Annotated in this window: 12 protein-coding genes; 6 read left to right on the top strand and 6 right to left on the bottom strand. The window is 65.6% G+C overall.

Annotation, left to right across the window (positions count from 1 at the left end; genetic code table 11):
- From K225_RS0108810 to K225_RS0108800, 3 genes are all read left to right on the top strand, one after another.
- Positions 1–431: electron transfer flavoprotein subunit alpha/FixB family protein (locus tag K225_RS0108810; protein ID WP_026436053.1), on the top strand; the 431-nt coding region annotated here is incomplete at its 5' end.
- Positions 432–503: 72 nt separating this feature from the next.
- Positions 504–2294 (top strand): acyl-CoA dehydrogenase, encoded by a 1791-nt coding sequence (locus K225_RS0108805; protein WP_026436052.1) that lies wholly within the window; start codon positions 504–506, stop codon positions 2292–2294.
- A gap of 124 nt (positions 2295–2418) precedes the next feature.
- Positions 2419–3372 (top strand): nitronate monooxygenase family protein, encoded by a 954-nt coding sequence (locus tag K225_RS0108800; RefSeq protein ID WP_026436051.1) that lies wholly within the window; start codon positions 2419–2421, stop codon positions 3370–3372.
- A gap of 687 nt (positions 3373–4059) precedes the next feature.
- On the opposite strand, the gene K225_RS0108795 is transcribed toward K225_RS0108800, so the two are convergent.
- The 3 genes from K225_RS0108795 to K225_RS0108785 are packed head-to-tail and all read right to left on the bottom strand — an operon-like array spanning position 4060 to position 7028.
- Entirely contained in the window at positions 4060–5070 is a 1011-nt protein-coding gene (locus tag K225_RS0108795; RefSeq protein WP_026436050.1) for a cytochrome d ubiquinol oxidase subunit II, read from the bottom strand.
- Positions 5071–5079: 9 nt separating this feature from the next.
- On the bottom strand, positions 5080–6444 hold the full coding sequence (locus K225_RS0108790; protein ID WP_051248814.1) for a cytochrome ubiquinol oxidase subunit I: 1365 nt from the start codon (positions 6442–6444) through the stop codon (positions 5080–5082).
- Between the two features lie 2 nt (positions 6445–6446).
- Entirely contained in the window at positions 6447–7028 is a 582-nt protein-coding gene (locus K225_RS0108785; RefSeq protein WP_026436048.1) for a GbsR/MarR family transcriptional regulator, read from the bottom strand.
- Between the two features lie 199 nt (positions 7029–7227).
- On the opposite strand from K225_RS0108785, the gene K225_RS0108780 reads away from it, so the two are divergent.
- Positions 7228–8349, top strand: a complete 1122-nt coding sequence (locus K225_RS0108780) for an acyltransferase (protein ID WP_026436047.1) — start codon at positions 7228–7230, stop codon at positions 8347–8349.
- A gap of 21 nt (positions 8350–8370) precedes the next feature.
- On the opposite strand, the gene rnk is transcribed toward K225_RS0108780, so the two are convergent.
- Complete coding sequence (gene rnk / locus K225_RS0108775) at positions 8371–8784, bottom strand: nucleoside diphosphate kinase regulator (RefSeq protein WP_026436046.1); 414 nt, start codon at positions 8782–8784, stop codon at positions 8371–8373.
- Positions 8785–8977: 193 nt separating this feature from the next.
- Here rnk and K225_RS0108770 point away from each other — a divergent pair, with 193 nt between their 5' ends.
- Positions 8978–10066 carry a PA0069 family radical SAM protein gene (locus K225_RS0108770; protein WP_034712185.1) on the top strand — a complete coding sequence of 363 codons (1089 nt, stop codon included), beginning with the start codon at positions 8978–8980 and terminating at the stop codon, positions 10064–10066.
- A 46-nt stretch (positions 10067–10112) separates the two neighbouring features.
- On the opposite strand, the gene K225_RS0108765 is transcribed toward K225_RS0108770, so the two are convergent.
- Positions 10113–11192 carry a sodium-dependent bicarbonate transport family permease gene (locus K225_RS0108765; protein ID WP_026436044.1) on the bottom strand — a complete coding sequence of 360 codons (1080 nt, stop codon included), beginning with the start codon at positions 11190–11192 and terminating at the stop codon, positions 10113–10115.
- 86 nt (positions 11193–11278) lie between these two features.
- Between K225_RS0108765 and K225_RS0108760 the strand changes: the two genes are divergently transcribed.
- Positions 11279–12178, top strand: a complete 900-nt coding sequence (locus tag K225_RS0108760) for a LysR family transcriptional regulator (RefSeq protein ID WP_026436043.1) — start codon at positions 11279–11281, stop codon at positions 12176–12178.
- A 14-nt stretch (positions 12179–12192) separates the two neighbouring features.
- Here K225_RS0108760 and K225_RS0108755 read toward each other — a convergent pair whose 3' ends face one another.
- The gene (locus K225_RS0108755) at positions 12193–13899 is read right to left on the bottom strand and encodes a phosphoethanolamine transferase (protein WP_026436042.1); all 1707 of its coding nucleotides are present in this window, start codon (positions 13897–13899) and stop codon (positions 12193–12195) included.
- Positions 13900–13916 lie beyond the last annotated feature (17 nt).

Below are 13916 nucleotides of genomic sequence, written 5' to 3'. Positions count from 1 at the left end.
CAGCCACCAACGATGCCGGCAAGAGCAAGTTCATGGGCAGCGAAATCGCCAAGAGCGACCGGCCCGAACTGACCGCCGCCAAGATCATCGTCTCCGGAGGCCGGGCGCTGGGCAGCAAGGAAAAGTTCGACGAAGTCATGACCCCGCTGGCCGACAAGCTGGGCGCGGCGCTGGGTGCCAGCCGCGCGGCGGTGGACGCGGGCTACGCGCCCAACGACTGGCAAGTGGGCCAGACGGGCAAGATCGTGGCGCCGCAGCTGTACGTGGCAGCAGGCATCTCGGGGGCGATCCAGCACCTGGCGGGCATGAAGGACTCCAAGGTGATCGTGGCGATCAACAAGGACCCGGAGGCGCCGATCTTCAGCGTGGCCGACTATGGGCTGGAGGCGGATTTGTTCCAGGCCGTGCCGGAAATGGTCAAGGCGCTGTAAAGCCTGTCCGCCCGCAAAAAGGCATCGCTTGCGATGCCTTTTTTTTGACATTGCATCCCCTCGGAGAACCCCATGAGCTACACCGCCCCCGTCAAGGACATGCTGTTCAACATGCAGCACCTGGCCCATATTGAACAGATCGCGCAGATCCCCGGTTTCGAGGACGCCGGCCTGGACACCGCCGCCGCCGTGCTGGAAGAATGTGCCAAGTTCACCGAGGGCGTGCTGGCCCCGCTCAACTTCGAGGGCGACAAGAATCCGTCGTCCTGGAAGGACGGCGTGGTCACCGCCACGCCCGGCTTCACGGACGCGTTTCGCCAGTTCACCGAAGGCGGCTGGCAGGGCCTGCAGCACCCGCAAGACTTCGGTGGCCAGGGCCTGCCCAAGACCATTGGCGCGGCCTGCACGGAAATGCTCAACAGCGCCAACATGAGCTTCGCGCTGTGCCCGCTGCTGACCGATGGCGCCATCGAGGCGCTGCTGACCGCCGGCAGCGACGAGCTCAAGGCCATCTACCTCGAAAAACTCATCTCGGGCCAGTGGACCGGCACCATGAACCTGACCGAGCCGCAGGCCGGCTCGGATCTGGCGCTGGTGCGTACCAAGGCCGAGCCGCAGCCCGACGGCACGTACAAGATTTTTGGCACCAAGATCTTCATCACCTGGGGCGAGCACGACATGGCCGAGAACATCGTCCACCTCGTGCTGGCCCGCGTGGCCGGTGCGCCCGAGGGCGTCAAGGGCATCAGCCTGTTCGTCGTGCCCAAGTACCTGGTGAACCGGGACGGCAGCCTGGGCGTACGCAACGATGCACATTGCGTGAGCATCGAGCACAAGCTGGGCATCAAGGCCAGTCCCACGGCCGTGCTGCAGTTTGGCGACCATGGGGGAGCCGTGGGTTATCTTGTCGGTGAAGAAAACCGCGGCCTCGAATACATGTTCATCATGATGAACGCCGCGCGCTATGGCGTGGGCATGCAGGGCATCGCGGTGGCCGAGCGCGCCTACCAGAAGGCCGTGCAATATGCCCGCGACCGCGTGCAGAGCCGCCCCGTGGACGGCAGCATCAACGCCAGCGCAGCCATCATCCACCACCCGGACGTGCGCCGCATGCTCATGACCATGCGCGCCACCATTGAAGGCTGCCGTGCCATGGCCACCGTGGCCGCTGCCGCCTACGATGCCGCCCACCACCACCCCGATGCCGAGGTGCGCAAAGAGAACGCCACGTTCTACGAATTCATGGTGCCGCTGGTCAAGGGCTACAGCACCGAGATGAGCCCGGAAGTCGCCAGCCTGGGCGTGCAGGTGCACGGTGGCATGGGCTTCATCGAGGAAACGGGCGCGGCGCAGTACTACCGCGACGCCAAGATCCTGACGATCTACGAAGGCACCACCGCCATCCAGGCCAACGACCTGGTGGGCCGCAAGACCGCGCGCGACGGCGGCCAGGCGGCCAGGGCGATTGCCGCGCAGATCGAAAAAACCGAAGCCGAACTGCTGGCCAGCGGCACGCACGCTGCCAAGACCGTGGCGCGCCGGCTCGCGGCGGCACGCCAGGCCTTTGTGGACGTGGTGGCTTTCGTCGCCGGGGGCGCCAAGGCCAGCCCCAATGCGGTGTTTGCCGGCAGCGTGCCCTACCTCCTGCTGGCAGGTAGCCTGGTGGCGGGCTGGCAACTGGCGCGCAGCCTGCTGGTGGCCGAGGACCTGTTGCCCAAGGGACAGGACGAAGCCTTCCTGCGCGCAAAAATCACCACTGCGCAGTTCTATGCCGAGCACATCCTGGTCAAGGCGCCGGGCCTGCGCGACAGCATTGTCGAAGGCGCCGCCAGCGTGACCGGTCTGGCGCTGGACGCCTTCTGAGACTGCCGGCCCGGTGAAAGCTCCCTGCGGTGCAGGGGCTGTCTGCTAAAAATGATAGCTGCTAGCGCTTGAGGAATAAGCGCTAAAGGCATGTTTCATTCATATTTTTCGGAAAGTTGTTGCCATGTCGAAACTGCCCCCCGTGTTGCAGAACCTGTCACTGCCCGTGATCGCATCGCCGCTGTTCATCATCAGCAACCCCAAGCTGGTGATAGAGCAGTGCAAGGCCGGCGTGGTGGGTGCCATGCCTGCGCTCAATGCCCGGCCCGCCGAGCTGCTGGACGAGTGGCTGGCCGAGATCACCGAAGCCCTGGCCGCCTACAACCAGGCCCACCCCGACAAGCCTGCGGCGCCCTTTGCCATCAACCAGATCGTGCACAAGAGCAACGACCGGCTGGAGCATGACATGCAGGTCTGCGCCAAGTACAAGGTGCCGATCATCATCACCAGCCTGGGTGCCCGCGAAGACGTGAACCAGGCCGTGCATGCCTGGGGCGGCATCGTGCTGCACGACATCATCAACAACAAGTTCGCGCACAAGGCGATTGAAAAGGGCGCCGACGGCCTGATCGCCGTCGCGGCCGGTGCGGGCGGCCATGCGGGGGTGAAGAGCCCGTTTGCACTGATCCAGGAGATCCGCCAGTGGTTCGACGGCCCTGTGGCGCTCAGTGGTTCCATCGCCAGCGGCGGCGCGGTGCTGGCGGCGCAGGCCATGGGTGCAGACTTTGGCTACATCGGCTCGGCCTTCATTGCCACGCACGAGGCGCGGGCCTCGGATGCCTACAAGCAGGCCATCGTGGAAGGCAGTTCGGACGACATCGTCTACAGCAACCTGTTCACCGGTGTGCACGGCAACTACCTGGCGCCGTCGATCCGCGCGGCGGGCATGGACCCGGACAACCTGCCCGAGTCCGACCCGAGCAAGATGAACTTTGGTGGTGACGCGAAGAAGGCGTGGAAGGATATCTGGGGTTGCGGGCAGGGCATCGGGGCGATCAATGCGGTGACCAGCACGGCGCAGCTGGTGGCCAAACTGCGTGATGAGTATGAGGCGGCGCGGGCGCGGTTGAAGTTGTAATTTTTGCTGTTATTTGGCTCTGGTGCCTATGGGTATTGCGCTGGTAGCTATTGTTTTTGTATTTTTTGGTGTGTTTTTTTGAGGGCGGGGGCCGGGTCTCGGCCCGGCGGCCGACTCACTTTCTTTTGCTTCGCCAAAATAAAGTAAGCAAAGAAAAGGCGACCCACAGTCTGCGACCCCTGCGGGGCAGACCTGCGTCTGGGCGGTTGCGGGGTGCGCCGTGGAACTCGCTTTGCGCTGCGCGCGCCGCTCGGACAGCCACGGCGAGTCAGTTGACGAGGCATGCGCGCACTGGCGCGCATGCTCACCCCGCAACCGCCCCGCCGCAGGCGCAGCCAGATGGGGTTGAAGCCAAATACGGGCCATCGCTGCGCTCGGCCTCCTCTCGCGGGCGCAAGCACCGCAGGTTGCCCGCAGCGCAGCGAAGGGACGCAGCCTGTAGGGTCGCCTTTCTTTTGGGTACGTTTGGTGCTGGAGTAGGTTGCGAAGCAACTTGCGAGAGCACCGTGCGCAAAGCGCACCTTTGGCGAGGCAAAGACAACCCGCAAAGCGGGTTGATTTAAAAGTACCTCGCCCGCCGGGGCGAGACCCGGCCTCCGCCCTCAACCAAGGCACAGTAAAAGCTATTAAAGCAATAGCTACCAGCGCAAGAAAAATAAGCGCAAAAAACCAATCCAACCCCAAAACTCACAACCCGTAAGTCAACTCCCGCGCCTTCCCCCAGAACACCCGGTACATGAAGATGGTGTACAGGATGATCGCCGGCAGCGTGATCGCCACCCCCACCCCGATCACCGCCAGTGATTCGGTGGCGCTGGCCGCCTCCCACACCGTCAGCCGGTCGATCACGATGTAGGGGTAGATGCTGTACGCCAGCCCGAAGAAGGCCAGCACGAAGATCAGCACCGTGGCCGCGAACACGATCCAGCCATAACCAGCCGCCACCACGCGCGGTGCGGCCAGCACATGGCGGATGGCGAAGAACGCCGCCACGCAGGCCAGCGGAATCGGCAGCAGGGCGAACAGCTCGGGCAGCACGAACCATTTGTCGAACACCGTGCGGCTGACCAGCGGCGTGGCCAGCGAGATTCCCATGAGCGCAAAGCCCATGGGCCACAGGGCGCCCTGGCCCCAGCGGGCGGCCTTGCGCTGCAGTTCGCCATCGGTCTTCATGATGAGCCAGCCCACGCCCAGCATGGCGTAGGCGGCGGGCAGGGTGAGCGCGATGCCGGTGGCAAACAGCATTCCCCACAGGTCACGCTGAAAGCCCGTGATGTAGGCGCCCAGCATCCAGCCCTGGGACAGCGTGGTGACCAGCGAGCCGGCGGCAAACACGCGGTTCCAGGTGGTCTTGTGGGCGTCGCGGGCCTTGACGCGAAAGTCGAACGCCACGCCACGCAGCACCAGGCCCAGCAGCATCACCGCCACGGGCAGGTACAGGGCCGACAGCACCATGCCGTGCGCCATCGGAAAGCAGATCAGCAGCACGCCAATGCCCAGCACCAGCCAGGTCTCGTTGGCGTCCCAGAAGGGGCCGATGCTGGACACCATCACGTCTTTTTCGGCATCGGTGGCGAAGGGCAGCAACATGCCCACGCCCAGGTCGTAGCCGTCCAGGATCACATAGGCCAGCAGTGCCAGGCCCATGATGGCCATGAAGATCAGGGGCAGGGCCGTGGCCCAGGGCAACGTTTCCATGGGGGTTCCTTAACTGGCTTGAGCGGGTGCCGGGGGTGCCACGGTGGACACGGGCAGGGTCGAGTGCTCGGCCATGTACTTGATCACGCCGACATAGGCCGTGAGCAGCAGCACATAGACCGTGAGGTAGGCCGCCAGCGTGCCGGCCACCATGGCGGGGGCGTGCGGTGCCACGGCGTCTGCCGTCCTGAACAGGCCATAGACCAGGTAGGGCTGGCGACCGATTTCGGTCACGTACCAGCCGGCCAGCGTGGCCATCCAGCCCGAGAACGCCATGCCCACCAGCGTGTACAGCAAGGGGCGGGGCAGGGTGGCCAGGTCGTGCGCGCGGCGCCGGTACAGCACCCAGGCGGCCACCCAGGCTACGGCCAGCATCAGCAGGCCCAGGCCCACCATCACGCGAAAGCCCCAGAACACGGGTGCCACCGGCGGGTGGGCGCCCGGAAATTCGTTCAGGCCCTTGAGTTCGGCATCGGCGTCGTGCGCCAGGATCAGGCTGGCCCCCTTGGGGATCTGCAGGGCGTAGTCGGTGCGGCCTTCCTTTTCGTTGGGCCAGCCGAACAGCGTGAGCGGAGCGCCCTTCTCGGTGTGCCAGATGCCTTCGATGGCGGCGATCTTGGCGGGCTGGTGCTGCAGCGTGTTCAGGCCATGCAGGTCGCCCATGAAGATCTGCAGCGGAATCACGAGGGCCACGGCCGTGATGGCGGTGCGCAGTGCCTTGCGCGTGCCCTCCGTGGCCGTGCCCTTGAGGAGCTGCCATGCGCTCACCCCGGCGATCAGAAAGCCCGCCGTGAGGGCCGAGGCCAGCAGCTTGTGGCCCAGTCGGTAGGGGAACGAGGGGTTGAACACGATGGCCAGCCAGTCCACCGCATGGAATTGGCCGTCGATGATTTCGTAGCCGGCGGGAGTCTGCATCCACGAGTTCAGGCTCAGGATCCAGAAGGCCGACAGCGTGGTGCCCAGGGCCACCATCAGCGTGGCCACCAGGTGCACACGGTTGGATACCCGGCCACGGCCGAACAGCATGATGCCCAGGAAGGTGGCTTCGAGAAAGAAGGCGGAGAGCACCTCATAGCCCAGCAGCGGCCCGGCGATGTTGCCCGCGTGTTCCATGAAGCCCGGCCAGTTGGTGCCGAACTGAAAACTCATGGTGATGCCCGAGACCACGCCCATGGCAAAGGTCAGCGCGAACACCTTGGTCCAGAAATAGTAGGCCTGCTCCCAGCCCGCCGCAGCCGGTGTGCCGCGCGTGGCGTCGTGGCGCAGGCGAAAGAACACCAGAAACCAGCACAGCGCGATCGTGATGGTGGGAAACAGGATGTGGAAACTGATGTTGGCGGCAAATTGCAGCCGCGACAGCACAAAGGCGTCCATGCTCAAACTCCCTTGTCCTTGGTGGCACTACCCTTGCCGGTGAGCCGGTCCTTGAATTCGAGCACGCGGGTGACGGCCGTGCCCATGCCCATCAGCTGCATCGCCGTTTCGGGGGCGAGGCGCTGCACGTCGTCAAACCAGGTCATGAGCCGGTCGATCAGCTCGTGCATGTCGCGCATGCGCTCCTGGGCATGGCGCTCTTCCTCCGAGGTGGGCGCTTCGAGCAGCGCCATGCGCAGCATCGACAACGTGGGCTCGATCTCGCGGCGGCGGCGTTCTTCGGCCAGCACGCGGAAGATCTCCCACACATCCCTGGGCGCCTCGAAATACTCGCGCCGGTCGCCGGGCTGGTGGCTGAGCTTGACCAGGCGCCACGACTGCAGCTCCTTGAGGCCCATGCTGACGTTGGAGCGCGAGAACTCCAGGGTTTCGGCAATCTCGTCCGCATTCAGCGGGCGAGGCGACAGGAAGATGAGCGCATACATCTGGCCCACGGTGCGGTTGATGCCCCAGCGGCTGCCCATTTCGCCGAAATGGGCCACGAACTGGCGATTCAAAGGGGGTAAATGGTTGACATAGGTCATGGACGCGCATTGTGCCCGTGATTTATCGAATTTTCAGTAATTACTGAAAATTCGATAGGTTCAAAGGGTGATGCCAAAAGACGATGGGCTGGGCCCCCGCCGGGTGCGCTCCAGCACGCGCTTGCCAGACGGTGGACAATAGAAGGCTTTTGAACCCGCGCGCCGTGGCCGGTGCCCTGCCGCTGCTTCGTTTTTCTGCATGACCTCTGCTCACTCCCGCACGCCGCTGATCGACATGGTCAAGGGCCTTGCCTGCGTTGCCATCGTGTGGCATCACCTCGCTTTTTATGGCCCCATGTCGGACATCGCGCAGCCGCTGGCGCCGGATTTGATGGCCTGGCTGTACGAGTACGGGCGCATGGCAGTCCAGGTGTTTCTGGTGCTGGGCGGTTACCTGGCCGCCAGCAGCCTGGCGCCCCGGGGGCTGGCACGGTTTGACAGCGCCAGCCAGCAGATCGCCCGGCGCTTCGTGCGCCTGGTAGTGCCCTACGCCGTGGCGCTGGTGCTGGCCGTGGTGGTGGCGGCGCTGGTGCGCAGCTGGGCCGATCACCCCTCGGTGCCCGGCGCACCCGAACTGGCCCAGCTGGTGGCCAATGCGCTGCTGCTGCAGGACATCGTGGGCGAAGAGGCGCTGTCGGCGGGCGTATGGTACGTTGCCATCGACTTCCAGCTTTTCGTGTGTTCCGTGCTGCTGTTCGCGCTGGTTCGGGCGGTGTGCACCGAAGGCCGTGCCCGCCACGCCGCCTGGGCGGGGCGTGCGCTGCTGGTGGCCGGCACGGCAGCCTCGTTGCTGGCGTTCAATCGCCAGCCGCAAATCGACATGTGGGCCTTGTATTTCCTGGGCGCCTACGGGCTGGGCATGATGGCCTACTGGGCTGTGCAGGCACCGCGCGCTGGCGGGTGGATGGCGGGCATTGCCGTGCTGGGCGCCGCCGCCTTGGCGCTGGATTTCCGGGAGCGCATTGCCGTGGCGCTGGTGACGGCGCTGGCGCTGGCATGGGCGCTGCGGTCACCCCACTGGCGGCAGTGGCCGGGGCTCGCACCAGTGGTGCGGCTCGGGCAGCGGTCGTACTCGGTGTTTCTGGTGCACTTTCCGGTGTGCTTGCTGGTCAATGCGGTGGTCAGCCACCTATGGCCGGAATCGCCCGCCTGGAATGCGCTGGGCATGCTGGCGGCCTTCGCCTTGTCGCTGATGGCGGGGTGGCAGCTGTATGAGCGGGTGGAGCGCCATGTGCCGTCCTGGAGCACGGCGCTGCGCTGGCAGGCCGGGCTGGTGGGTACCGGCATGCTGGTGGCGGTGACCACCAGCCATTGGGCCTGATGGCGTGATTGCGCGCGCCGTTCAGCGGTGCAGTTCGCCCGCGCTCTCGGGCTGGTAGACGATGCTTTTCACCCGCACGGTCATGGCCTTGCCGCCAGGGCCGGGCCAGACCAGTTCATCGCCCACCGACAGGCCCAGCAAGGCACTGCCCACGGGGGCAAAGATCGAGATGCGGTCGGCGCTGCCGTCCATGTCGCGCGGGTACACCAGCGTCAGGCAGAACTCCTTGCCGGTTTCCTGTATCGTGAACTGCACGGTGGAGTTCATGGTCACCACATTCGGCGGGATTTCTTCGGGCGCCACCACATCGGCGCGGTCCAGCTCTGCCTGCAGGTCGGCCTTGCCCGGGAAGGCGCTGGTCGGAATCGCCGCCAGCAATGCTTCAATGCGGTCCAGGTCCAGGGATGACAGGATGATCTGGGGTTTGCGCGCCATGCCGTACCTCGAAAGCTCGTTGGAAAGGCCGGGACTGTAGTGGATTGCGAATCTCGCACTGCGCCGCATGGTCAACACGGGCGGAGATTTTTGCGCGCATCGATTTGAATAACTGTATATTTGTACAGTTATGTCGCGTGAAACCCTCCCCGATGATCTGCCCGGCGGCTCGCCGCCCGAAGCGCGCATTTCCATGCACGCCATTCGCGGCCGGGGTGCCGCCACGTTCATGCCCCACCGGTTCATGCGCGATACCCGGACGGCAGTCGATGATGGCTGGGATTTGCCGCCGGAGGATGCGGACCAGGCCGCGCCGCCACCCACCCGCGTGCACCTGGAAACCGCACGCAGCGCCCTGTGCGCCAACGATTCTCCTGACATCTTTTTTGACCACTCGGTCAACCCCTACCGGGGCTGCGAGCATGGCTGCGTCTACTGCTATGCCCGGCCCACGCACAGTTATCTGAACCTGTCGCCAGGGCTCGATTTCGAGACGCAGATCATTGCCAAGCACAACATTGCCGCGGTGTTGCGCTCCGAGCTTTCACGCCCTGGCCATGTGCCGCGCCTGCTCAATATCGGCTCGGCCACCGATTGCTACCAACCGGTGGAGCGCGAGCTGCGGCTCACGCGCGGCGTGATCGAGGTGCTGCGCGATGCGCGGCATCCGTTTTCGCTCCTCACCAAGAGCAGCGGGGTAGAACGCGACCTCGACCTGCTGGTGCCGCTGGCGGCGCAGCGCCTGGCGGCGGTGTATGTGACCATCACCACGCTGGATGCGCAGCTGGCCCGGCGCATGGAGCCGCGCGCGGCCGCGCCCTACCGGCGCCTGCGCACCATCCAAGCCCTGGCCGAGGCCGGCGTGCCCGTGGGGGTGAGCGTGGCGCCGCAGATTCCCTTCATCACCGAAGACATGGAACAGGTGCTGGAGGCTGCGCGCGATGCGGGTGCGCGCAGCGCCTTCTATACCGTGCTGCGCCTGCCCTGGGAGCTCGATGCGCTGTTTCGCGAATGGCTGGCGCTGCATTACCCCCAGCGCGCCGCCCGCGTGATGGCCCGCGTGCAAGATCTGCACAACCTCGACAACGCCCAGCGCGGCGCAGGCAAAACCTACGACAGCGACTACACCACCCGCATGAAGGGCAGCGGCCTGTGGGCCGACCTGCTGCGCCAGCGCTTCACCGGCGCCTGCCGCAGGCTGGGGCTGAACCGCGAGCGCGTGGAACTGGACCTGGGCCAGTTCCGCCCGGGGCTGGCGCGGGGGCAGGGCAGCCTGTTCTGAGCCGGCTGCAGCGCTGTGGCGCCGAGAGGGGGAAGGCCGGTGCGAACTATCCTTGCCACAGCCGCTGCACCACCTGCGTGTACAGCGGGATGCCCAGCACGATATTGAGCGGAAACGTCACCCCCAGCGACAGGCTCACATACAGCGAGGGATCTGCCTCGGGGATGGCAAAGCGCACCACCGCGGGCACGGCGATGTACGACGCGCTGGCCGCCAGCACCATCAGCAGCACCGCATCACCCGCGGGCACCTGCACCAGCCACGCCAGCGCCACGGCAACACTGGCATGCACCAGCGGCCCCAGCACCGCATAGGCCAGCAGCCAGGGCGACTGCCGGCGCACGGCGGGCAGGTTGCGCGCGGTGGAGAGCCCCATGTCCAGCAAGAACAGGCACAGCATGCCCTTGAACAGGTCGCCCGAGAAGGGCTGCATGGCGGCCTTGCCGGCATCGCCCGTCACCAGGCCAATCACCATGGCGCCCAGCAGCAGCAATTGCGTGCCATCGGTAAACGATTCGTGCAGGATCTTGCCTATCGCCAGGCGCGGCCCGGTTGGGGCCGTTGCTGTGCCACCGCGGCCCATGGCCCCCGCGCCCAGGGTTGCTCCGCCCACCGATGCCATCGCCACCATGGGCTGCACGCGGGTGATGGGGACTGCGGCAGTTGCCGGCGCCGCCTGCCGCTGCCGCAGCGCATTGGCCAGCATCACTGCCAGGATGATGGCGGGTGATTCCATCAGCGCCATGGCGGCCGCCATGTAGCCGCCGTAGGGCACCGATTGCGACTCCAGGTACTGCGTGGCCGTCACAAACGTCACCGCGCTCACCGATCCATAGGTGGCCGCCACGGCCGCTGCGTTGAAACCCGACAGCACGCGCCGCAGCAGCACATAGCCCGCCAGCGGCACCACCACGGCCAGCAGCACCGCCAGCCCCAGGCTGCTGGCCACGCTGGGCGTAAAGCCCGATGCCGCCAGCGCAAAGCCGCCCTTCAGGCCCAGCGCCATCAGCAGGTAGATCGACAAGAATTTCGAGATGGCCGCAGGCATCTCCAGGTTGGAGCGGACCAGGCCCGCAAACACCCCCAGGGCAAAAAATAGGACCGCAGGGTCCAGCAAGCTTTGCATCGTTCAACTCCTTTGGCCGGAATGCTATGCAGTCCGGAGTGCAAAGTAAAATCGATTCGAATGCAGTAATCCATAGATAAAAATCGATGAATATCACGTTTCGCCAGTTGCGGCTCTTTCTGGCGCTGGCCGAAACCGGCAGTGTCAGCGCCGCCGCCAGGCGCATGCATGTCACCCAGCCCACGGCATCGATGCAGCTGCGCGAGGTGACGCAGGCCGTGGGCATGCCGCTGTACGAAGTGGTCTCGCGCCGGGTTCACCTTACCGAAGCCGGGCAGGCCTTGGCCCGCACGGCGCGGGCCATTGCCGGCGAGTGGGATGCGTTCGAGCAGCGCGTGGCGGGCGCCAAGGGGCTGACCAGCGGGCGCCTGAAGGTGGCCGTGGTGAGCACCGCCAAATACTTCATTCCCCGCCTGCTGGGCAGTTTCTGCAAGCTGCACCCGCAGATCGACATTTCGCTTGAAATCCTCAACCGCGACCACGTCATCACGCGCCTGCGCAGCAACCTGGACGATCTCTACGTCATGTCCATGCCGCCGGCCGACCTGCCGCTGGAGGACCAGATCCTGATGCCCAACCCGCTGGTGGTCATTGCCGCTGCAAGCCACCCGCTGGCGCGCAGAAAGCGCGTCACACTGGCACAGCTGCAGGGAGAGCGTTTCATCCTGCGCGAAAAAGGCTCGGGCACCCGCATGGCCACCGATGCGCACCTGCGCCAGCGGGGCTTTGCCCCGGCCGCCGTGCTGGAGCTGGGCAGCAACGAGGCCATCAAGGAGTCCGTCGAGGGGCAACTGGGCGTTTCCATCCTCTCCCGCCATGCGCTCGGTGCACACCACGAGGGTCTGGCGGTTCTCCCGGTGCAGGGCTTTCCCATCCGGTCGCAGTGGCACCTGGTCTGGCCCAGGGGCAAGCAGCTGTCACCGATTGCCCAGGTGTTTCAGGGGCACTTGCTGAGCGAGGCGATAGGGTGGCAGGGGGCGCGGTGAGGCCGCGCGCGTTGTCAGCCCCCCGGGCGGCAGCCTGCAAACATGTCCAGCGCGGGGTTGTAGGCGCTGGTCTTCACGTCCATCAGGCCCAGCACCGAATGGAAGTAGTGGTCGTGGCTGATGCGCCGTTCGGCCAGGTCCTTTTGCAGGCAGCCCGTGGTCAGATGGGTGCGCGACTGCATGGCGGGCGAGAGCCAGGTGATCCAGGGCACATGCTTTTGCACATCGGGTGCGATGGCGTAGGGCAGGCCATGCAGGTAGAGGTTGTTCTCGCCCAGCGATTCTCCATGGTCTGCTACGTACATCATCGCTGTTTGCGCTTGCTGGGATTGGGTTGAAAGCCAATGGAGCACGGAATCGAGGAACTGGTCGGTCTGCACGATGCTGTTGTCGTAGGCATTCACCACCTGCTCCTGCGTGCATTCCTGCAGGGCGGTGGCGGTGCATTCGGGCTGGAACTTCTTCAGGGCCTGGGCCGAGCGCTTGTAGTAGGCCGGGCCGTGGCTGCCCATCTGGTGCATCACCAGCACGGTGCCGCGGTTGCGCTGCTCGGCGGGCAGCTCGGCCAGGCGCTTGTCCAGGTCCTTGAGCATGATGGGGTCGAGGCACTCGCCGTCAGGGCACAGGGCCGGGTCTGGCAGGGCCGTGGTGTGCACCTGGCCGACGCGCTCGCACACGCCCTTGCAGCCGGCCTGGTTGTCCAGCCACAGCACGGCCAGACCCGCGTGGTGCAGCACATCGATCAGGCTTTCGTAATTGGCCTTGCGTGACTCGAAGCCGCTGCGCCCCAGGTGTGAAAACATGCAGGGCACCGAGGCCGCCGTACTGGTGCCGCACGACCATGCATTGCGCGCCGTGGCCAGGTCGGTGCGGGCCGACAGCAGTGGCGTGGTGGGGCGGTTGTAGCCGTTGAGCCCGAAGTTCACGCTGCGGCCGGTTTCTCCCAGCACCAGCACCAGCAGGGGCGGTTTTTGCTGGCCTGCATAGCTGGCGCCCAGCTGGGCGTCACGACCCAGCGGCATCAGCGTGCTGGTGTCCAGGCGCAGCGGCTTGGTGGCGATATCGCCCAGTGCATACACGCTGTTGAGCGGGTTGATCAGGTAGCGCAGCCTGGTGTGGTTGCGCATGGTGGAGGCGAAGTCCTGGAACACCAGCAACAGGCAGACCATGATGACCACGATGGCCCCCACCAGCAGCGCGCCGTTGTGTGCCAGGTGGCGAAAGGCATGCATGCGGCGCACCGGCCGGCGGTAGAGCCACAGCAGGGGCGGTGCCGTGAGGGCCAGCACGGTCGCCAGCATGCGCCAGTTGAGCAGGTCGCCGGCCTCTTTCACATCGGTCTGCATCACATTGACCAGCATGCTCGCATCGATGGCAATGCCGTAGGCCAGCATGAAATAGGCGCCGAAGGCGGCCATGAGCAGCATCACGGTGATGGCAGGCTTGAGCGTCCAGCGCCAGGCCAGCAGGCTGAGCAATGCAGCGTTGCCCGCCGCAACAATCACGGCAAAAGCCAGCGCAAAGCCCCAGCCGCGCAGCGTGCCCTGGCCCGGCAGTGCCGCCACTTCGCGCCACAGTGGCACATTGCAGGCGGTGGCCAGCCAGGCGCTGGCCAGCACCACGACCCAGGCGGGGTGGATCTCGCGGGATGCGCGGGGGGGATGGGCAACGGCGTGACGGCCGAAGGCGAAGCGCTGCATGCGCTGCAATAACAATGGCATGGCCCATTGTTGGCAGC

This window comes from Acidovorax sp. JHL-9 (assembly GCF_000426205.1).
GTDB classification, from domain to species: domain Bacteria; phylum Pseudomonadota; class Gammaproteobacteria; order Burkholderiales; family Burkholderiaceae_C; genus Acidovorax; species Acidovorax soli.
This window is presented reverse-complemented; position numbering and strand designations above follow the sequence as displayed.

Excerpts from the sequence above, each read along its gene's own strand:
- K225_RS0108805 (WP_026436052.1), top strand. The coding sequence starts at position 504 with ATGAGCTACACCGCCCCCGTCAAGGACATGCTGTTCAACATGCAGCAC.
- K225_RS0108800 (WP_026436051.1), top strand. The coding sequence starts at position 2,419 with ATGTCGAAACTGCCCCCCGTGTTGCAGAACCTGTCACTGCCCGTGATC.
- K225_RS0108795 (WP_026436050.1), bottom strand. The coding sequence starts at position 5,070 with ATGGAAACGTTGCCCTGGGCCACGGCCCTGCCCCTGATCTTCATGGCC.
- K225_RS0108790 (WP_051248814.1), bottom strand. The coding sequence starts at position 6,444 with ATGGACGCCTTTGTGCTGTCGCGGCTGCAATTTGCCGCCAACATCAGT.
- K225_RS0108785 (WP_026436048.1), bottom strand. The coding sequence starts at position 7,028 with ATGACCTATGTCAACCATTTACCCCCTTTGAATCGCCAGTTCGTGGCC.
- K225_RS0108780 (WP_026436047.1), top strand. The coding sequence starts at position 7,228 with ATGACCTCTGCTCACTCCCGCACGCCGCTGATCGACATGGTCAAGGGC.
- rnk (WP_026436046.1), bottom strand. The coding sequence starts at position 8,784 with ATGGCGCGCAAACCCCAGATCATCCTGTCATCCCTGGACCTGGACCGC.
- K225_RS0108770 (WP_034712185.1), top strand. The coding sequence starts at position 8,978 with ATGCACGCCATTCGCGGCCGGGGTGCCGCCACGTTCATGCCCCACCGG.
- K225_RS0108765 (WP_026436044.1), bottom strand. The coding sequence starts at position 11,192 with ATGCAAAGCTTGCTGGACCCTGCGGTCCTATTTTTTGCCCTGGGGGTG.
- K225_RS0108760 (WP_026436043.1), top strand. The coding sequence starts at position 11,279 with ATGAATATCACGTTTCGCCAGTTGCGGCTCTTTCTGGCGCTGGCCGAA.
- K225_RS0108755 (WP_026436042.1), bottom strand. The coding sequence starts at position 13,899 with ATGCCATTGTTATTGCAGCGCATGCAGCGCTTCGCCTTCGGCCGTCAC.